We start from the raw sequence: 19,396 nt of genomic DNA on the forward strand, positions 1-19,396 counted from the left end.
GGTTTTGAAAGACGATCAGAGTCTTTTGGGGCCGCTTTGTGGATCACCGGCTGTACTGGACACGTCACCGATCTTCTGGCAGAGTCGCTGAATGTCCGGCAGCCCCCCACCCTGGCTCGCCGCCCCGCAGCCGCTTTCAGTAGCGCTGCTGCGCCTTTTCCCGGAGTGACCGTACTGCTCCAGCAGTAATTGTGTCGCGCCGTCTCGCACCCTTTTCGCACAGCCACGTCGTCGCGCTCGCGGCTATTTCTGCAGGGGAGTGTACACATGCGTGTCCTGGTACTCGGCGGCGATGGATTCTGCGGCTGGCCGACCGCACTGTATTTGTCGGACCGTGGCCACGAGGTGACAATCCTCGACAATCTGAGCCGCCGCGCGATCGACCTGGAGCTGGAGGTCGAGTCGCTCACCCCGATCCGGCCCATCGGCGAGCGGCTGCGGGCCTGGCGCGAGGTGTCCGGCCGGGAGATCGGCTTCGTCCGGCTCGACCTCGCCACCGAGTACGACCGGCTGGCCGAGGTACTGCTGCGGCTGCGGCCCGACGCGATCGTGCACTTCGCCGAGCAGCGGGCGGCGCCGTACTCGATGCGCTCGACCCAGGCCAAGCGCTACACGGTGGACAACAACGCGCGGGCCACCCACAACCTGCTCGCGGCGCTGGTCGCCACCGACACCGACGCGGCGCTCGTGCACCTGGGCACGATGGGCGTCTACGGCTACGGCTGGTCCGGCTCGGCGCCGATCCCGGAGGGCTACCTGACCGTCAAGGTGCCCACCCCGGACGGCGATCTGGCCCGCGAGATCCTGCACCCGGCCAACCCCGGGTCGGTCTACCACCTCACCAAGACGCTCGACCAGCTGATGTTCGCGTTCTACGCGGCCAACGACCAGCTGCGGATCACCGACCTGCACCAGGGCATCGTCTGGGGCACCCAGACCGCGCAGACCGTCCGCGACGAGCGGCTGATCAACCGCTTCGACTACGACGGCGACTACGGCACGGTGCTCAACCGCTTCCTGATGCAGGCCGCGATCGCGCACCCGCTCACCGTGCACGGCACCGGCGGCCAGACCCGCGCGTTCATCCACCTGCGGGACACCGTGCGATGTATCGAGATCGCGCTGACCAATCCGCCGGCCCGCGGCGAGAAGCCGATGGTCTTCAACCAGGTGACCGAGACGTTCCGGGTCGGCGACCTCGCGAAGCTGGTCAGCAGCCTGACCGGCGTCCCGGTCGCGAACCTGCCCAACCCGCGCCGGGAGGCGGAGGAGAACGACCTGGTGGTGAGCAACGAACGGTTCCTCGCGCTCGGTCTGCAGCCGACCACGCTCTCCGAGGGTCTGCTGGAGGAGTGCACCGAGATCGCCGGGCGCTACCGGCACCGGGTGGACCTCGGCAAGATCGTCGCGCGCTCGGTCTGGCGGTCCGGCATGGAGACGGCGGCGGACCTGCTGACCGATCTGCCGTCGGCCGACGACCCGCTGCGCTAGGGGGGAGCGCGATGGCCAAGCCCGCGCGCCCCGTGCGCGGAATGAACGCGGCGCTCGCCAGTGGCGAGGCGGGCGTCGGAGAGATCAAGGCGGCCCGGCAGCCGATGGGGGTCAAGCAGCTCCTGGTGGCGCTCTGCGTCGCGGTGGCAGGCACCGGCATCGGCTTCGGCACCTACCACGCGATCGCCAACCGCCCGGTGACCTTCAGCGGCCAGGTCACGCCCGAGCACGCCTACTACCTGAACTTCGTGAACACCGGGACGGTCCAGGCGCTGACGGTCCATCCGGGCGACCACGTGAAGGCGGGTCAGGTGCTCGCGACGCAGCTCAGCAGCGTGGCGGCGGCGAACGTGGCCGCCGCGCAGGCCGCCGTCGATGCGGACACGGCAGCGCTCGCGCAGGCCCGCAACCCGCAGACGACGGCCGACCAGACGACCCAGGGGCAGCTGGACGTCGCCAAGGCGCAGGCCGCCGCGAACACCGCGCAGGGCGCGCTGGCGCTCGCCGCGAACAGCGCGCAGAACGACGTGGCCTCGCAGACCACGGTGGTGACGACCAACCAGACGACGCTGGACAACGACAACACGCGGTACGCGCAGTACTGTTCGGCGACGGCGACGGCGACGGCGACGGCGACCGCGACACCGCCGGCCTCGGCCTCCGCCCCGGTCCCGTCGCTGGCGCCGACCTCGGCCGCGCCGACGCCGGCCGGCGGGCCCGCGCCCGCCACCGATCCGGCACCCGCGCTCTCGCCGGCCCCGCCGCAGCCGCAGCCGATGCTCGCACCGGCGCCGGACCAGCCCGACTCGGCGCTCGCCGCCCCGATGGCCCGGCCGAGTCGTAGCGCCTCGCCGACCGAGACGCCGACCGGGGCCCCGACGCCGACGGTCACGCCCACGCCCACGCCCACCGAAACGGCGACCCCGACCCTGTCGCCGACCGGTACGCCGAAGCCGACCGCGTCCCCGACCAGGCAGGAGCCGACCCCCTCACCGAGCCGGACCTCCCCGAGCCCGACCGCCGCCACGACGAGGCCCGCTCCCGGTGCGTCGTCCTCCGCGACGGGCGGTGGGACGGACAGCCCGACGCCGAGCGCGACGCCGTTCGGCGAGGAGCAGCTCTGCAACGACCTGCAGTCGCAGATCGAGCGGGACGGCGCCGCGCTCGCCCAGGCCAAGGCGAGCCTGGACTCGCTCCAGTCCACCAACCAGGCGCAGCAGGCCCAGGACCAGCAGAGCCTGGCCCAGAGCGAGGACACCCTGCAGGCGGCCCAGGCCCGGGTCGCCGCCCAGGGCACCGCGCTGACACCGGCCTCGATCGCCCAGGCACAGTCGCAGCTGGCCTCCGCCCAGGCCCAACTGGCCTCGGACCAGCTGGCCTTGCGGCAGACCTCGATCACCGCGCCGGCCGACGGCGTGGTGGCGGACACCGCCGGGGCGGTCGGCGACACGGTGGGCTCGGAGGGTGTGCACAGCTACGAGGGCCCGGCGGCGCAGTCCGGCACGCTGGTGAACCAGGAGCCGGGGATCCAGCTCTTCGTGCCGAGCGCCGCCCCCGGCAGCAACGCCGGCAGCACCGAGGCGACGTACTCGGCGCTGATCACGATGTACGCCGGCCCGCTGAGCGTCACCGCGCAGCTCCCCGAGTCGCAGATCGCCTCGGTGCACCAGGGGCAGGCGGCCAGCCTGACGTTCTCCGCGACCGGCCGCACCGTCCCGGGCCGGATCAGCCGGATCCTGCTGGACCCGGCCCGGGTGCCGGGTGCGACGTACTACAACGTCACCATCACCACCGACGTCCAGCAGTCCTCCGTGCTGGCCGGCATGTCGGTCGATGTGACGCTGAACTGAGCACTGGAGCTGCCGAGTTGCAGAACTCGGCAGCTCTTGGCCGGCACCCGGCGGCCGCGCCGGTGATCCGCACCCTCCCGAAAGGTGACGTCCGTGTTCAGCAATCGTCCGTTCAGCCGGCGGGACGCGCTCTGGCTCGCCGCCGCCGGCAGCGGCGGTCTCGCGGCTGCCGCCACGTCGGCGGCCCCGGCGGTGGCTGCCACATCCGGTCCCGGCGGTCATGCGCGGCCGCCGGTCCTCACCACCCCGACGGCCGTCTTCGACGTGACGGCCTACGGCGCGCTCGGTGACGGCACGAGCGACGACACCGCGGCGATCCAGGGCGCCCTGGACGCGGCCGCCAAGGTCGCCGGCTCGGTTGTCAACTTCCCTCCCGCTCACGGTGGTTGCTACCGCGTCTCGGGCCTGGTGGTGTCCGGCGGGGTGGCGGTGCTGCAAGGTCAGTCCGCGCTGTACGCGGCGAACGCGCCGACCGTCGCCACGCTCACCGGATCGGTGCTCGCGCCGCTCACCTCGGCCGCCACCGGACTGCTCACCATCGGCAGCAGCGGGAACGGCGCGGTGGTCAACACGAACCCGCACGGCCTGATCGTCGACGGCCTGGGCTTCCTCGGCACCACGGCGGCCGGCACCGGGATCTCCGGCTTCTGCGCCGCCACCGTGATCGACACCTCCGACGTCACCTTCCGCAACTGCCGGGACCTGTACTGCGACCCGCCCGGCTTCGCCGGCTACCCGACCGGCGGCAAGGGCACCGGCGGCTTCGTCCGCTTCCTCTCCTCCGGGACCGACAACTTCTTCTCCGTCAACGGCCGGCTGCTCTTCTGCTGCTCGTACGGCGCCGGTACCTTCCTGGTCGCCGACGGCCTGTCGACCGCGTACCCCGGCGGCGGCAGCACCGACGGCCAGGTGATGGGCTGCCAGGTCAACGGCCACAACCACGGCGCGATGTTCGGCCCGGTGCTGGCCGGAGCCGGCGGCTGGATCGTGATGGAGAGCCACTTCTCCTCTCCCGAGGGCAGCAGCCACATCTGCTACGGCACTGCGGGCAAGCCGTGGACGCTGCGGCTGGACGGCAACTACTTCGACCTGATCCGGATGTTCCCGGTGGACTGCAACGGCCGCGGCCTCCAGGCGACCGGCAACTACTTCCGCGCGCTGAGCAACACGACGGCGATCCGCTTCGGCCCGGGGCTGGCCACCGGCGGCGGCGATCCGGCGGCGGTGCTGACCGGCAACGTGCTGGACCTGAACGGCTCCACGACCGTCGAGAGCTTCGCCCGCTTCGACGGCTTCACCGCCGCCCAGTTCGCCTCGGGCGGCGGCGGCCAGTACAGCGGCAACCTGGTACACAACCACGGCGCCGCGATGCCGAAGAGCTGGGTGAGCCAGTACATCGACAGCAAGGCCGCCAGGATCGCCGGCACCTCGACGGCGTCGCTGCAACTCCAGGAGGGACCGGTGCTCTCCTAGACCCGGCGTCGGCACCGGCGTCGGCACCAGAGCTGGCGCCGGCGCCGGGTCCGGTGCCGTCAGAGCCCGACGTAGCCCTCGGCGAACTGGTCCTGGTGCCGGCGCGAACCGCGCAGGTTCTCCAGCCGGGCCCGTTGCAGGCCGCGCAGGAAGGCCGCCTCCTGGTCGGTGCCCGCCGGGCCGTGCAGCAGGTTGATCATCCAGTGCGAGAACTCCTGGGCCCGCCAGATCCACGCCAGGCAGTCGGCGGAGTACCGGCGCAGCGGCTCCTCCTCGCCGTCGCGCAGCTGCGCGGTCAGCGCCCGGGCGAGCTGCTGCGCCTCCAGCACGGCGAGGTTGGCGCCCTTCGCGGCGGCCGGGCTGATCAGCGCGGCCGCGTCGCCGACCAGGAAGAGCCGGCCGTACTGGATCGGGTCCAGCACGTCGGAGGCCATGTCGATCACCCGGCGCTCCAGGATCGGCCCCTCGTGCAGGGGGGCGTGACTCTCGGTGTGCAGCCGCAGTTGCAGCTCCTGCCAGACCCGGTGGTCGTCCCACCGCGCGGGGTCGGTGCCGCGCGGGACCTGCAGGTAGTAGCGGGTGACCTGCGGCGAGCGGGCCATCTGCCCGGCGAAACCGGCCTCGTGGACGCCGTACGCGACGCCGCCCAGGCTCTGCGGGGCCCCGGCCAGCAGCGCCAGCCAGGAGACCCCGTGGTCCCGGTGGTGGCGACGGGCGGCCCCGTCCGGCACCGCCGTGCGGGCCAGCCCGTGCCGGCCGTCGCAGCCCGCGACGAACCTGCCGGTCAACGGGCGCAGCTCGCCGTCGGGCGCGCGGGTGAGGAGCTCGGGACGGTCGCCGAGCAGGCCGGTCAGCGCGACCGCGGCCGTCTCGAACCGCAGCTCGCCGCCACGGGCCAGGAACTCGGCGACCAGGTCGCGCACCAGGTCCTGCTGCGGGTAGACGGTGTGCGCCTCGCCGCGGCCGAGGCTGCCGTAGTTCAGCGCGAACTCGCCGGATCCGGTGCGGAACGTGCAGGTGTCGTGCCGGGCACCGTGCGTGAGCAGGCCGCCGGCCAGCCCGCCCTCGGTGAGGACCCGCACCGTCCGCTCGGCCAGGAAGCCGGCCCGGGCCCGCTGCTCGATGTGGGCCCGGCTCTGCCGCTCGACGATCAGGCAGTCGATGCCCGCCGCGAGCAGCAGGTTGCCGAGCACCAGCCCGGCCGGCCCGGCACCGATGATCAGGACGCTCGCGCCGTCCCCGGTCCGCTGAGGGTCGCTCGTCTCCCGCTGTTCCACTGCCTGTCTCCCCTTGTCGCCCCGCCCGGCGGCACCCGCCCGCTCCGACTTCCTATCAGCTGCGCGCCCGTCCCGGAGGCCGTTCGAACGCTTCGCCGGCGGCACTCGCACAGGCCTCCGGCGGGGACGGTCGGCGCCCGCGCGGGACAGCCGGCACCCGGACGGGCCAGTATGGGAACAAGACCGCGCGGGTCCGCCCGCCGGCTCGGATGAGGTGGTTGCGGTGGGCATGTCCAGGCCCGTATCCGCGCGGCTCGCAGAGACAGGCGCCGAGCCGTCCACCGACGACGCCCTCGACCCCGCCCTCGACCCTGCCGAGGACGCCCTCGACCCCGTCGACCTGGTCGCCGAGCTGTTCCGCGCCGCCCCCGATCGCCTCGGCACGTACATCGGCGGGCTCTATCTGCTCTCCGACAACGGGCAGCTGCTGGAGCTGCTGATGACGCTCGGGGCCGCCCGGCAATTCACCCGTCCGTGGCAGCACGTGGGCCTGGCGGCGCCGCTGCCGGTGACCGACGCGGTGCGCGGCGGCCGGGTGGTCTGGGTCGCCGGGCCGGAGGAGCTGGCCCGCCGCTACTCACGGGTCGCGGTCGCGATGCCGTACGCGTTCTGCCTGGGCGCCGTCCCGCTGGTCTCGCGCGGGACGACGTACGGCGCGGCGTTCTTCATCTGGCCGGCCGCACACCCCGCCGACCTGTCGCCCGCCGAGCAGCACGGGATGACGGCGTTCGCCGCACAGCTGGCCGAGCTGCTGGCCGCGGCGGCCCGGTCCGGCCGGCCGGTGCGGCCGGGACCGCGGCCGGTGACGGTCGATCCGCCCGCTCCGCTCGACACCTTCGCCGCCGTGACGGCGCGGCTGCCGGAGGGCATCTGCGGCATGGACCACGGCGGCCGCCTGTCGCTCGTCACGCCGACCGCCGCCGCGCTGCTCGGCAAGCCGGTCGAGCGGCTGCTGGGCGTGAAGCCGTGGTCGGCGCTGCCGTGGCTGCGCGACCCGATCTACGACCACCACTACCGGGCGGCGGTGATCAGCGGGCAGGCCACCTCGTTCGTCGCGCTGCGGCCGCCGGACCACTGGCTCTCGTTCCGGCTCTTCCCGGACGCCTTCGGCGGACTGACCGTCCGGATCGACCGGGCCGCCGTCACACAGCGCGACCTGCCACACCTCGCCGCTACCACCAGCGCCGGCAGCGCCGACACCACCATCGCCGAGCCGCTGGCGCACACCCGCCCCGGCGCGCTCTACCACATCCTGCACCTGGCCACCGCGCTGACCGAGGCCGCCACCGTGCAGGACGTGGTCGGCATGGTCTCCGACCAGATCGTGCCGGGCTTCGGCGGCCAGGCCGTCGCGATCCTGATGGCCGAGAGCGGCAAGCTGCGGATCGTCGGCCACCGCGGCTATCCGCCCGGACTGGTCGACCAGTTCGACGGCACCCCGCTGACCGAGGACACCCCCGGCGTGCAGGCCTCGACGAACCCGGTGCCGGCCTTCTTCGAGAACCGCGCCGAGCTGGAGCGGCTCTACGCCGGGCGCCGCGAGACCCAGGACGGCATGGCGGCCTGGGCCTACCTGCCGCTGGTGACCTCCGGCCGGCTGATCGGCACCTGCGTCCTCGCCTTCGCCGAACCGCACCGCTTCGGCCTGGAGGAGCGCGCCGTGCTGACCTCGCTCGGCGGCCTGATCGCGCAGGCGATGGACCGCGCCCGGCTCTACGACACCAAGCTCGAATTCGCCCACGGCCTGCAGGCCAGCCTGCTGCCGACCGCGCTGCCGGTGCTGCCGGGCCTGGCCACCGCCGCCCGCTACCTGCCGGCCACCGAGGGCATGGAGGTCGGCGGCGACTTCTACGACATCATCCCGGTGGACGGCGACGCGGTGGCCGTGGTGATCGGCGACGTCCAGGGGCACAACGTGAACGCCGCCGCGCTGATGGGCCAGATCCGGACCGCCGTGCGCGCGTTCGCGACCGCCGACGCCGACCCCGGCACGGTGCTCGCCCGGACCAACCGCCTGGTCATCGACCTCGGCACCACGCTGCTCGCCAGCTGCGCCTACCTGCGGGTCGATCTGGCCCACCGCCAGGCCTGGCTGGCCGACGCCGGCCACCCGGCGCCGCTGCTGCGCGACCCCCGGGGCCGGGCCCGGCTGCTGACCCCGCCGAGCGGCATGGTGCTGAACGTCGACCCGGCCGCGGACTACCCGCAGACCCGGATCGGGCTGCCGGTCGGCACCACGCTGCTGCTGTACACCGACGGCCTGATCGAGACGCCCGGCACCGACATCGGGCAGGCCCAGGCGGTGCTCGCCGCCGCGCTCGCCCGGCACGGCGACCTGCCGCTGGACGAGCTGGCCGACGCGCTGATCGGCCAGGCCGGCCATGCCGAGCACCGCACCGACGACATCGCGCTGCTGCTGGTCCGCTCGGTGCCGTACTGACCCGCGGCGCCGTGCCGGTCAGCGGTGCGGCGGTGCAGCGGCCAGGGTGATCGGCCGGCGTGATCGGTCAGCGGTGCAGTGTGGTGGTGCTCAGCTGCGGGTCGGCGCCGATCTCGGCCTGGGTGAACCGCTCGGTGACCCACTGCTTCTCCGCGAGCAGCGCCGTCTGGTCGGCGTAGTGCGGCGAACTCGGGTTGCTGGACTCGGAGTAGGTCAGCAGCGTGCGGGTGTGTGGTCCGCCGGGGGTCAGCTCCGTGGCCATCACGAAGCTGGAGCCGCGGGCGAAGTTGTCAGGGGAGGCGTCGATGCCACCGTTCGCGCCCGACGCGGGGTGGCCGTGGATCACGTTGAAGCAGCCCTCCGCGTCGGAGCATCCGGGCAGCGGGACGCCGGCCCACTTCTGCGCCTCGGCGGGGGAGGCGGTCACCGGCAGCTGCTCGCGGGCCAGTTGCTGCACGGCGTCGGCCAGCGCGTGCTGGACGACCGGGGCGCTGCCGTCGAGCCCGCGCGGGGTGGTCAGCGGCTGGGCCGGGTCGTAGGGCACCTTCGCCCAGGCCGTGGCGGGGTCGTCGCCGAGCGAGTTCCAGAGGGCGTTCCAGAGCGTGGCGCCATGGCTGTCCAGGTCGGCGTGCAGGTCCCAGGCGGCGAGCGCGTCGCAGGCCGCGCGGACGTCGACCTTGCTGCCGTCCGTCGCGGTCAGCACCGGGTTGGCGCGGCACATCGCGACGGCGTCGTCACGGCCGAACTCGCCGGTGTAGTTGCGGTCGTTCAGCGTCAGGGTCTGCAGCGCGGGCAGCGTGAAGCCCGGCGCACCGAGGCCGTCGGTGCCGGCGAGGCGCCCGGCGAGCATCTGCAGACCGAGCTGCGGGCGCGGGGCGAGCTGGGGGTCGCTGTCGTACTCGCCCGGGAACCCGCTGAGCGGCTGCGCCGGGTTGGCGAGCATCGCGCCGTTGTTGGAGTTGGCCACGTAGTCGGTGCGGTTCAGCGCCGGGGCCTGGGCGGGGCCGAAGATGCCGGGCTCGACCGCGTCCGGGTCGCTGCCCCAGTCGCAGGCGGTGGTCGAACCGTCCAGCGCGCCGAAGTTGCCCGGGCCGGGCACCTGGCAGTGCTTGACCTGGTCGTCGGTGAGGTGCGGGACGACGGAGGAGTCGGTGAGGGACGCGCTGCCGCTCGTGTCGGCGGCGATCGTGTAGTTCCACGCGATGCCCTGGTAGGTGCGCTGGGCTGCCTTGAGCTGGCCGAGGTTCTGGGACTGGTCCATCGCCAGCCACTCGTTCATCGAGCGGACGTTGTCGGCATTCGCGTCGCGGATCGTCCACGCGTTGCCGGGGGTCCAGGCCAGCACCGGGCCGTAGCGGGAGTTGTAGAGCGTCTTGGTGACGGTGGACAGCTTGCCGTCGCTGCCGCGGACGGTGACCGGGACGCTCTGCCGGGTCATCTGCTCGGTCTTGCCGTCGACCAGGTAGCTGGTCGGGTCGCCGGGCACCAGCGAGAGCCGGTAGAGCGTGAAGTGCTGCGCGCCGGTGGTGGTCTGGGTCCAGGCCAGGCCGGTGGTGTGGCCGATCTCCACCACGGGCGTGCCGTAGAGGCTGGCGCCGGACACGTTCAGCTCGCCGGGGATGGTCAACTGGACCTGGTAGAAACGGGCGTCGCCGACCCAGGGCAGGTGCGGATTGGCGAGCACCATGGCGTCGTGCGCCTGCGTCGCGTCGCGGCCGAGCGCCCAGCCGTTGCTGCCGTCGCCGCTGTCCTTCGCCATCGGCGAGCCGGGGGGCAGCGGCGAGCCGGTCGGGCTCGGCGGGAGGGCGGGGTCCGACGCGGAGGCGGCCGCAGGCGAGTTCGAGGAGCCGGCGGGGGCCGGTGGGACGGCGCCGGCGATGTTCTGCTTGAAGTTGGAGGTACCGCCGGCCCGGTCGATGTCGTAGATGTTGTTCCAGACGTCCATCGCGGTGATCGGGGTGACCCAGGCCTGGCCGCGGCAGGTGGCGTCCGGCAGGTTCGCGACGCCGGTCTCGCGCAGGTAGCGGTTGTAGCCGTCCACGTAGCCGTCCACCAGCCGGCGCAGCTGGTCGGTCGGGCCGAGCGGTGCCGGGCGGGCGATCAACTGCTTGACCGTACCGGCCTGTTGCAGGCCCTGGTAGTACGTGTCGCTGGTCAGGTTGTCGGTCCTGCTGACGAGCGTGTCGTTGGTCTGGGCGGCCGGACCGAGGTACTGGGACCGCTCGCCGCGCAGTGTGAGCACCCGGTCGGCCATCTGGCACAGGTTGTCCTGCGCGAACGCGTAGCCGTAGCCGTAGCCGAGGCCGGTGTAGTCGCTCGCGGTGATGTGCGGGATTCCGTACTCGGTGCGCTGGATCCGGACGCCGCGGCCGTGGTCGCTCGCGGCGGACGTGGACGCGGACGCGGAGGCGGAGCCGGGCAGCAGCGACAGCGGCGCGGCGGCCAGGCAGAGCACCGCCGCCGCTGCGGCCAACCGCTGTGCGGTGGATCGGTGGTGACGGGCGGTCGGTTCCTCATTCGGCGTCATGAGCAGTACCCTGCCCGCTCTGCCTGCGGGCGGCATCGGACTGGCGGTGTATTCACCCCGGCCCGGGTAGCCCTGGAGGTGTACGTCCGCCGGGCCAGGGCGGGCGGTCTGCCCGCCTCAGGTGTGTGTGCCCGGCTCAGCCCTTGGCCGGGACGTAGTACGGCCGGTTGTGCGCGGCGACCGGCGCGGACTGGTAGGTCCAGACCCCGGCGGCAGGGCTGGTGCCGACCAGCGCTGTCAGGTCGCGGCCGACCGTGCTGCCGTGGTCGGCTACGTCCAGGCTGACCCGGTCGGCGGTGGCGGCGTCCAGGAAGTGGTGCTGGTAGGGCTGGTAGACGTTCATCGGCCCGGCCAGCAGGCCCGCCCCCGGGTCGGTGCCGTAGCCGGTGATCGGGGTGTTGGTGACCGGCTCCGCCGGCAGGCCGGCCAGCCGCGCCTCGAACGAGAAGAGGGTGCGGTCGGTGCGCTCCAGCGCGGTGCCGTCCGGGCCGAACTGCGCCTGCTTGCAGGTGATGGTCCAGGAACGCTGCTCGGCCGGCCCGTTGAGCGAGGGCATCACCGTCTCGAACCAGCCGGGGTACTTGGGCTCGGCGTACAGCCGGCGGCCGGCGTCGATCGCGAGCGGGTTGTCGCAGAGCACGTGGATCCGGGCGATGCCGAGCAGCTTGGTCTGGTCGACGCCGCGTGCGTACTCCCGGTACCCGAGCTCGGGCAGCCGGCCGGCCGCGTTCGCCGGGTGCGCGATGATGTTCACCTCGATCTCCTGGGTCACCCCGGCGCCCGACGGATACTGCGCGAAGTACAGCTGGTAGTTGAGCGAGATGCAGGCCAGCCCGTCGAACTCGGCGACGGCCAGGTCGGGGTGGTGTTCGGTGAGCACCGCTCGCACCGGCCCGGGGTCGACCAGGTAGTCGATCCCGATGTTGTGCAGCGCGCCGTAGTGGAACGGGAGTTGGTACGGCGCGGGGACGGGCGGCAGGGGCAGTGGCTGGTCGGGGCTGATCACTGGTCGGCTCCTTCGTAGCGGCCTGCGGCGGCGCTGGGGGTCGGGGCGGGGGTGGTGGTGAAGGCGGGGGAGGAGCTGTGGACCGTGACCGGACGACGCTTGGCCAGCAGCTCCCGGTGGATCCGCTCGCTGCTGCGCAGCGCGAGCGCCGCCATGGTCAGTGACGGGTTCGCGGTGGCCACGCTCGGCATGCTGCCGCAGCCCACCGCGTACAGGTTGGGGTTGTCCCAGCACCGCTGCCACTGGTCCACCACCGAACTGCCCGGCGCCGCACCCATGATGTGGGTGCCGGCGCCGTGCCCGGCCGCGCGGTAGGCGTAGCCGCGGCCCTGGTACTCGAACCAGCCCGGCCAGTCGGGCCCGGGTTCGAAGCGGGTGTGGTCCTGGGCGCCGAGCAGCGCGAAGAGCTGGTCGGAGACGGTCTTCGCGGCCGCGATGCCGCGCCTGACCCAGTCGGACAGGTCGTAGTGCAGCACCGGGCGCGGGTTGCCGAACGCGTCCCGCAGCCGGGGATCAACGGTGACCCGGTTCGACGGGTCGGCCTCCTGCTCCATCTCGAACTGGAACGCGAACTCCCGCCCCACCCGGTCGGCGACCGCCTGCCGCAGCTGCGGCCCGAACAGGCCGCGCCCGTCCGGCCCACCGGTGCGCAGCAGTTCGGCGAGCCGCAGCTCGGGCGGGCCGAGCGCCCAGCTCCAGCCCCAGTTGCCGATCTCCACCCGGAACGGTGCCCGGCGGGCCCGGCCCGGCCCGAACCGGAAGCCCTCCAGCCCGGCCGTCGAGCCGGGCCCGCGGTACGGCCCGACCTGACGCGGCATCAGGCCCCAGGTGAGCAGCACCGGATGGTCCATCAGGTTGCGCCCGACCTGGTCGCTGCGGTTCGCGGCGCCGGAGACCAGCAGCAGCCGGGCGTTCTCGATCGCGTGCGCGGCCAGCACCACCAGCTCACCCTCGGCGACCCGGACCGGCGCGGCGGGATCCGGCACGCCGTCCGCGCCGTACTGGCGGTACTCGACGCCGCTGACCCGCCCGTCGGCGGCGATCCGCAGCCGGCTGACCACGGCCCTGGTGACGAGCGTGACGGACGGGCTCCAGCGGCCCTGGGTGCGCAGCGGTGTGTACTTGGCGCCGGACGGGCAGATCGGCACGCAACTCGCGTGACCCTGGCAGGGTGTGGGGTCGTTGGGGTGGCCGGCCGGTGATCCCGCGCTGGGCAGGCCGGTCCGGGCGTGCGGGGTGGTGACGACGCGCAGCGTGGTCGGGCCCGGTGCGTCGGGGTCCCGGACCGAGCGGCCGTCCAGCGATTCGGCCAGCAGCTGGTCCAAGTGGCTGCGCGGGATCGCCCGGGTCGGGAACCGGTAGTCGTCGGGGAACGGCAGGCCGACCTCGGCGCGCTGCTCATCGACGTCGCCGGCCACCCCCAGCTCCTGCTCGGCCGCCTGGTAGTAGGGCTCCAACTCGTCATAGCCGATCGGCCAGTTGCGGCCGTGGCCGAACTCGCCGGCCCGGAAGTCCTCGGGGTGCATCCGCGGCGCCAGCCCCGTCCAGGCCAGCCCGGTACCGCCGTTGGCCCGCAGGTAGCCGCTCGCGTACGGCAGTGGGCCGCGCTGCACGAGGTAGCCGTCCGCGTGGAGCCCGCCGCCGGCGCGCCCGGCGAGGTCGGTCACCTCGGGGGAGGGGGCCGCGGGGTTGGTGCGGTACGGGGAGCTGGGCACCTTGACCGGTGCGGTGCGGTACGCCTCCAGCGCGTCCTGGTGGCGCTGACCGGTGCCGGCCTCCAGGACCAGCACGCGCCAGCCGTGGTCGCCGAGCTGCTTGGCGACCAGCGAGCCGGCGAAGCCCGCGCCGACCACGACCACGTCCCACCGCAGGCCGTCGGTCATCCTGCGGTCTCCGGCGGCAGGCTCCAACTGCCGTGGCCCGGCCCGACGGTGCCCGGCGGGTGGGTGCCGATGGTGCGCCAGAGCAGGCCCTGCGCGTAGGCCCGCGCGGAGACGGTGAACGGGCGGTCACCGGGCCAGCCGCCGGTGTACCAGAGCTGGACCAGCGCGCGGGCCGACTCGCGGACCGCCTCCTCGTCGAGGTGTGGTGCAGGGCCCGGACGGGCTGGGTCGCTCGGCGGCCCGTCCTGGTCAGCCGCCTCGCCCGGCTCATCCGCGTCCGGCTCGCCCGCGTCCGGCTCGCCCGCCTCGTCCGGGCCGCTCCCGTCGGCCGCGCCGACCGCCGTCGCGAGCCGGTCGAGGCGCTCGGCGCTCAACTGCTCCAGTGCGACCCGGTGATAGGCCCGGGCCAGCCCGGTGGCGCGCAGCTCCTCGACCTCGAAACCGGTCAGCGTGGCGGACATGTTGATGAACTGATCGACCGTCATTGCCCCACGAGTCCCGGATCCGAGTACCGACGCGCATGCCGTAGATCGGCATCGGGTCGATCACTGCCCCGGCAACCGGCCGTTCATGCACGCACCAGGATCGCGGAAGGGTTTGACGACGACAGCTCCTACGGCATCCTCCGCCCCGGGTGGGTGCGACAGGTGTCGGCGGTCGGCGAGGTGGTCCGGGCGTCGGCCTGGGAGCCGCTCAGTGATTCGGCGAGCGAGTCGGGCTGTGGCACCTCGCCGAAGTCGGGATCGTCGGTCGGGACCGGGAGCTGGTTGATCACCGCCTCCAGCGCCGCGGGCAGCCGGGGGGCCAGGCCGCGGTGGCAGCGGGCCAGTATGTCGCGGCGGACGGCGTCGGGCAGCAGCGGCTGGCCGGCCCGCAGCGGGCGGGGCGCCCTGGGGCGGGCGTGCTCGGCGAGTTCGCGGGACCAGGCCTGCCAGTAGTCCGCGTCGCTCGCCTCGCCGAGTTGCAGGTGGTGCAGGTGCAGGCAGTAGGCCGAGATCCGGCTGCCGGAGCCGGCCGCGAAGCGCCACCAGAACTCGGCGCCGTCGGTGCGGCCGGTGGCGTAGAGCAGCGCCGCGAAGACCTCGGCGCCCTCGGGGTGGATCTGCCGGCTGTTGACCAGCAGGTCCAGGCCGTGCGCCGCCTCCGGGGCGTCCAGGATCAGCGCCACCACCAGGCCGAGCTCGAACCGGGCCTGCGCGTGCTCGGACGGCAGGTTGGCGGGCGCGGCGGTGAGCCGGGCCTGGCGGGCGTCCTCGATCCGCTCGTCGTACGGCCGCGGCGGCGTCGGCACCTCGAACGCCGGCTCGCCGTCCGCCTCCTCGGCGGTCTTGTCGTCCGGAGCAGTGCGCGCGGGGTCGGGGACGGGATCGAGGCCGAGCCACTCGGGCAGCGCCTCCGGCTCGGGCCGGCGGCTCACCGGGCGGCCCGTGGGTCGGGGAGCTCGTCGATCCCGAGGGTGCGGGCCAGCCGCTCGCGGGCCTGGCGCAGGTTCGTCCGCACGGTCGCGATCGGCCGGTCCAGGTAGCCGGCGATCTGGTGGTCGTCCAGGTCCAGGACGTAGCGCAGGATGACCGCGTCGCGCTGGCGGTCGGAGAGCGCCAGGACCGCGCTGTAGAGGCCGACCCGCTGCTCCTCGGTCTGCAGCTGCTCGCCCGCCAGCTGCTGGAACCGGCCGATCACGGCGGCGAAGGTCGGGGCCTCCACCGCCACCGAGTCCTGGTTCCAGGACCACTGGTGCAGGTGGGAGTTGAGCAGCCGCCAGGCGTAGGCGGTCGGTGCCTCGTCGCGCAGCGCGTGCGGCCACTGGTCGGCCAGGTGCGCCCGCATGCCCTTCACGACCAGGGCGGCGTCCTGGTGGCTGCCGATCCGGGTCCGGGCGAAGTCGAGCCAGATCCGCCCGTGGACCTCGCAGAAGGCCTGGTAGGACAGTCGCAGCCGGGCACTGGCCGGGTCCTCGCCGGTGCTGCCCACGGCCGGTCCTTCCCCGGGTCCAGTACTGCGGCCGCCCTTGTCGATCGTCATGTCCCGCCCATCTTGATGGTCGTCGACGCTGTCGGGCGTCGGCGGTGCCGGTGACCGGCACCACAGGGCCGCTTCGGGAGGGGTGCCGGGCACCCCCGCGGACCATGGAACCAGAGTGACCACGCTCTGGTACACGACAAGAACAGTTTGTGATGCTGTGCTGATCCTACAGTCTGACATATCGTGACCCGACGGGGTGTCATATGCAGGTGGCATGGGCTCTTTCCGGCCGTCCGTCATGCTACGGGCGCGGGTGGGGAATCATGGTGTCCGTCGAAGTCGCACTGATCAACGCGCTGATCAACTGCACTGATCACTTGGGGGGAACGATGACCGACTACGAGGGCGTCAACCTCGAACTGCACCGCGCCCACTCGGCCCGGATGTACGACTACTTCCTCGGCGGAGTGACCAACTTCGCCGCCGACCGGGAGGCCGCCGGCAAGGTCAAGGCGGTGATGCCGTTCGTCGAGACGACGGCCCGGGTGAACCGTGCGTTCATGCACCGCTCGACCCGTGCGCTGGCGGAGGCGGGGATCGACCAGTTCCTCGACATCGGCACCGGGATCCCGACCTCGCCGAACCTGCACGAGGTGGCACAGAGCGTGAACCGCGCGGCCAGGGTGGTGTACGCCGACAACGACCCGATCGTGCTGGCGCACGCCAAGGCCCTGCTGATCGGCGCCCCCGAGGGCCGCACCGCCTACGTCCAGGCCGATGTCACCGACCCGGCCGCGCTGCTCGCCTCGCCGGAGCTGCGCGAGACCCTCGACTTCTCGCGCCCGATCGCGCTGAGTCTGAACGCACTGCTCCACTTCGTCCCGGACGACCGTGGGACGTACGGAATCGTGGAGCACTTCAAGGGCGCGCTGGTATCCGGAAGCGCCCTTGTCATGACGCACGTGACCGAGGACTTCGCGCCGACCGAGGTGGCCCGCCTGGTGCAGATATACCAGTCCGCCGGTACCGCCCTGCAGGCCCGCAGCAGGGAGGAGTTCGAGCGCTTCTTCGCCGGCTGGGACATGATCGCCCCGGGCGTCGTGCCGACCCAGCGGTGGCGGCCGGACCCGGCCGGCGTGGCGCCGGTGAGCGACGCCGAGTCCTCGGTGTACGCGGCGGTGGCGCTCCGGTCCTGACGCGCTGACAAAGTGGGGGTCATGCCCCGGGGCGCAGTTGTACCCGGGCCGCGAGCAGCGCGATGTCGTCCTCGGCGGCGTGCGGGCGGACCCCGTGCAGCACGGCGTCGAGCAGGTCGTCCAAGTCGCCGGTCACCGGCAGCCGGAGCTCCGCGAGGCGGGCGAGCGAGACGTCGATGTCCTCGTCGCGGCGCTCGACCAGGCCGTCGGTGTACAGCAGCAGCACCTGGTCGGGGTGGAGCGGGCGGACGGTCGGCTGGTAGCCGCCGAAGCCGGTGCCGAGCGGCGGGCCGGTCGGCAGGTCGATCAGCTCGGTGCCCCGGTCGCCCGAGATCAGCGCGGGCGGCAGGTGGCCGGCGCTCGCGTAGGTGCAGCGGCGACGGGCCGGGTCGGCGAGCGCGATCAGGCAGGTGGCCGGGCGGGCCGACTCGTTGTCCGAGATCAGCGTGTCGAGCTGGCGCAGGATCCGGTGCGGTGGCAGGTCCATGTTGGCCAGATCGCGGAGCATCGACCGGTAGCTGCTCATGTCCACGGCGGCCTCCACCCCGTGGCCCATCACGTCGCCGATCACCAGCAGCGTCCGGCCGAACGGCAGCCGGACGCTCTCGTACCAGTCGCCGCCGACCACCGAGGCGGTGCCGGAGGGCAGGTAGCGCGAGGCCAGCGCCAGGTTCGGGTGCGGGTTGCCCGGCTCGGCGAGCAGCGCGCGCTGGAGCTCCAGTGTGATGCCCTGGGAGCGGGCGTAGCGGCGCGCGTTGTCGATGCTGATCGCGGCCCGGCCGGCCAGGTCCTGGATCACCGCCCGCTCCTGCGCGCCGAAGCCCTGCTCGGTGCCCTGCTCGGTGCCCTGTGCGGTGTCCTGCGCGGTGTCCTGCGCGGTGCGGGCCGTCCGGGCCAGCGACAGCACGCCGATCACCCGGTCACGGGCGGTGAGCGGGACGACGAAGACCGAGACGATGCCGGCTGCCCGGTGGGCCGCGAGTGTCGCGTCGTCGTCGGCGTCGGCGGCCGGAGCTGACGGCTCCGGGCCGTCCGCCGCACCGGGCCGCCAGGAGACGGCCTGCCCGCTCGCGAGGCAGCGGGCGACGGCCGAGCCGGCCGCGTAGCGCAGCGTCTCACCGGGCACAGCGAGTGCGTGGAACCGGCTCTTCAGCGCGGTGGTGCAGTTCAGCGCGGCGCGGCGCAGTCGCGGCCGTCTGGTTGACGACGGGCCGGTCGGCAGGGGGCTGCCGTCGCCGTCGGCCGGCAGGACGTCGATGGTCACCAGGTCGGCGAGCCGGGGCACCAGGAAGTCGGCGAGCTCGGCGCAGGTGGTGTCCACGTCCAGCGTGGTGCCGATCCGGGCGGCCGCGTCGTCCAGCAGGGTGAGTCGGGCGCGGGCCGCTTCGAGCTCCGCCGTGACGCGACGCAGTGCCTCCCGGGCCTCACGCTCCGCAGCCTTCGCGGCGGCTGCGGCCGCGAGCAGCGTCGCGGTGTCATCCCGGCCGACCGGGTCGGGGTGCACCGCCACCTCCTTCGCTCTACCGCGTCGGAACCGCACAAGGCCATCGTCCGGCCCCACCCGATGATCCGCATCGGGATCGCGTAGCACTCGCGCCCGGCATGATCCACAGGAGCGGCTCTGCCCCGCATCCCGCTCTGCCACCCGACCGTCCCCACCCGAGGCCGCCACCCGGATGGCGGATACCTCGGTCCGAATCGCATCGTAGCTGCGCAAGCCCGGTCCGGAACAGCCAGGGCCTTTCGTTTCCAGGTTCGCGCGAGCGGCCCGGCCCCCGGGACAGGCCGGGAGTCGGGCCGCTCGCGGGTGCCGGTCGGTCAGTTGGGACTCGCGGCGATGATCCAGCTGTCGCCTCCGGCGAGCAGGGTGGTGAGGTCGCCGGGGCCGCGTTGTTCGGTGGCGGTGGCGAGTTGCTCGGCCATCAGCGTGTCGTAGACCGGGCGCTGGATGTCGCGCAGCACGCCGATGGGGGTGTGGTGGAGGGTGTCGGCGTCGGCGAGGCGGGAGAGTGCGAAGGCGGTGACGGGGCTGGCCGCGTGCGCGTCGTGGACGAGCACCTCGGCCTCGTTGGCCGGTGTGACGGTGTCGGTGCGCAGTTCGCCGGTGGCCCGGTCGCGGAAGACGCCCTGGTCGGCGAAGCGGATCGGCCGTCCGTGTTCGAGCCGGATCAGCGCCTGGTCGGCGGTGGCCGGTTCCTTGAGGACGTCGAAGGCGCCGTCGTTGAAGATGTTGCAGTTCTGGTAGATCTCCACCAGGGCGGTGCCCTCGTGCTCGGCGGCCGCGCGCAGGA

General features: G+C 73.3%; 13 protein-coding genes and 1 pseudogene. 5 read left to right on the forward strand and 9 right to left on the reverse strand.

The genetic code is table 11. The features are described from left to right. Window positions 1-267: 267 nt before the first annotated feature. The 3 genes from AC060L_RS02050 to AC060L_RS02060 all read left to right on the forward strand — a co-directional run bounded on the left by AC060L_RS02050 (window position 268) and on the right by AC060L_RS02060 (window position 4,814). Window positions 268-1,491 carry an NAD-dependent epimerase/dehydratase family protein gene (locus tag AC060L_RS02050; RefSeq protein ID WP_483796573.1) on the forward strand — a complete coding sequence of 408 codons (1,224 nt, stop codon included), beginning with the start codon at window positions 268-270 and terminating at the stop codon, window positions 1,489-1,491. An 11-nt stretch (window positions 1,492-1,502) separates the two neighbouring features. Beyond that, on the forward strand, window positions 1,503-3,341 hold the full coding sequence (locus AC060L_RS02055; protein ID WP_483796575.1) for an efflux RND transporter periplasmic adaptor subunit: 1,839 nt from the start codon (window positions 1,503-1,505) through the stop codon (window positions 3,339-3,341). A gap of 93 nt (window positions 3,342-3,434) precedes the next feature. Next, entirely contained in the window at window positions 3,435-4,814 is a 1,380-nt protein-coding gene (locus AC060L_RS02060) for a glycosyl hydrolase family 28-related protein (protein WP_483796576.1), read from the forward strand. Window positions 4,815-4,873: 59 nt separating this feature from the next. Here the strand turns inward: AC060L_RS02060 and AC060L_RS02065 are convergent, their stop codons facing one another. Next, window positions 4,874-6,091 (reverse strand): 4-hydroxybenzoate 3-monooxygenase, encoded by a 1,218-nt coding sequence (locus AC060L_RS02065; RefSeq protein WP_483796578.1) that lies wholly within the window; start codon window positions 6,089-6,091, stop codon window positions 4,874-4,876. A gap of 229 nt (window positions 6,092-6,320) precedes the next feature. On the opposite strand from AC060L_RS02065, the gene AC060L_RS02070 reads away from it, so the two are divergent. Then, on the forward strand, window positions 6,321-8,531 hold the full coding sequence (locus AC060L_RS02070; RefSeq protein ID WP_483796579.1) for a SpoIIE family protein phosphatase: 2,211 nt from the start codon (window positions 6,321-6,323) through the stop codon (window positions 8,529-8,531). Between the two features lie 67 nt (window positions 8,532-8,598). Here the strand turns inward: AC060L_RS02070 and AC060L_RS02075 are convergent, their stop codons facing one another. The 6 genes from AC060L_RS02075 to AC060L_RS02100 form a co-directional block, all read right to left on the reverse strand. After that, window positions 8,599-11,058 (reverse strand): penicillin acylase family protein, encoded by a 2,460-nt coding sequence (locus tag AC060L_RS02075; protein WP_483796580.1) that lies wholly within the window; start codon window positions 11,056-11,058, stop codon window positions 8,599-8,601. Window positions 11,059-11,194: 136 nt separating this feature from the next. Then, window positions 11,195-12,064 (reverse strand): hypothetical protein, encoded by an 870-nt coding sequence (locus AC060L_RS02080; RefSeq protein WP_483796581.1) that lies wholly within the window; start codon window positions 12,062-12,064, stop codon window positions 11,195-11,197. Continuing rightward, entirely contained in the window at window positions 12,061-13,947 is a 1,887-nt protein-coding gene (locus AC060L_RS02085) for a GMC family oxidoreductase (protein WP_483796582.1), read from the reverse strand. The genes AC060L_RS02080 and AC060L_RS02085 overlap by 4 nt, the downstream gene beginning before the upstream one ends. Beyond that, the gene (locus AC060L_RS02090; protein ID WP_483796584.1) at window positions 13,944-14,432 is read right to left on the reverse strand and encodes a hypothetical protein; all 489 of its coding nucleotides are present in this window, start codon (window positions 14,430-14,432) and stop codon (window positions 13,944-13,946) included. The genes AC060L_RS02085 and AC060L_RS02090 overlap by 4 nt, the downstream gene beginning before the upstream one ends. Before the next feature lie 128 nt (window positions 14,433-14,560). Beyond that, window positions 14,561-15,364, reverse strand: coding sequence for a hypothetical protein (locus AC060L_RS02095; RefSeq protein WP_483796586.1), 804 nt, complete (start codon window positions 15,362-15,364; stop codon window positions 14,561-14,563). Beyond that, a complete protein-coding gene (locus AC060L_RS02100; RefSeq protein WP_483796588.1) occupies window positions 15,361-15,918 on the reverse strand; it encodes a sigma factor-like helix-turn-helix DNA-binding protein in 558 nt (185 codons plus the stop codon). Before AC060L_RS02100 ends, AC060L_RS02095 begins: the two co-directional genes overlap by 4 nt. A 380-nt stretch (window positions 15,919-16,298) precedes the next feature. On the opposite strand from AC060L_RS02100, the gene AC060L_RS02105 reads away from it, so the two are divergent. After that, a complete protein-coding gene (locus AC060L_RS02105) occupies window positions 16,299-17,105 on the forward strand; it encodes an SAM-dependent methyltransferase (protein ID WP_483796613.1) in 807 nt (268 codons plus the stop codon). 19 nt (window positions 17,106-17,124) lie between these two features. On the opposite strand, the gene AC060L_RS02110 is transcribed toward AC060L_RS02105, so the two are convergent. After that, on the reverse strand, window positions 17,125-18,609 hold the full coding sequence (locus tag AC060L_RS02110) for a PP2C family protein-serine/threonine phosphatase (RefSeq protein ID WP_483796589.1): 1,485 nt from the start codon (window positions 18,607-18,609) through the stop codon (window positions 17,125-17,127). A gap of 314 nt (window positions 18,610-18,923) precedes the next feature. Continuing rightward, window positions 18,924-19,396, reverse strand: a pseudogene (locus tag AC060L_RS02115) (2-oxoacid:ferredoxin oxidoreductase subunit beta); the annotation flags it as partial.

Source organism: Kitasatospora sp. NEAU-69 (assembly GCF_057158765.1).

Coding starts and splice junctions, on each gene's coding strand:
- AC060L_RS02090 (WP_483796584.1), bottom strand. CDS start 14,432: ATGACGGTCGATCAGTTCATCAACATGTCCGCCACGCTGACCGGTTTC.
- AC060L_RS02075 (WP_483796580.1), bottom strand. CDS start 11,058: ATGACGCCGAATGAGGAACCGACCGCCCGTCACCACCGATCCACCGCA.
- AC060L_RS02085 (WP_483796582.1), bottom strand. CDS start 13,947: ATGACCGACGGCCTGCGGTGGGACGTGGTCGTGGTCGGCGCGGGCTTC.
- AC060L_RS02050 (WP_483796573.1), top strand. CDS start 268: ATGCGTGTCCTGGTACTCGGCGGCGATGGATTCTGCGGCTGGCCGACC.
- AC060L_RS02055 (WP_483796575.1), top strand. CDS start 1,503: ATGGCCAAGCCCGCGCGCCCCGTGCGCGGAATGAACGCGGCGCTCGCC.
- AC060L_RS02070 (WP_483796579.1), top strand. CDS start 6,321: ATGTCCAGGCCCGTATCCGCGCGGCTCGCAGAGACAGGCGCCGAGCCG.
- AC060L_RS02105 (WP_483796613.1), top strand. CDS start 16,299: ATGACCGACTACGAGGGCGTCAACCTCGAACTGCACCGCGCCCACTCG.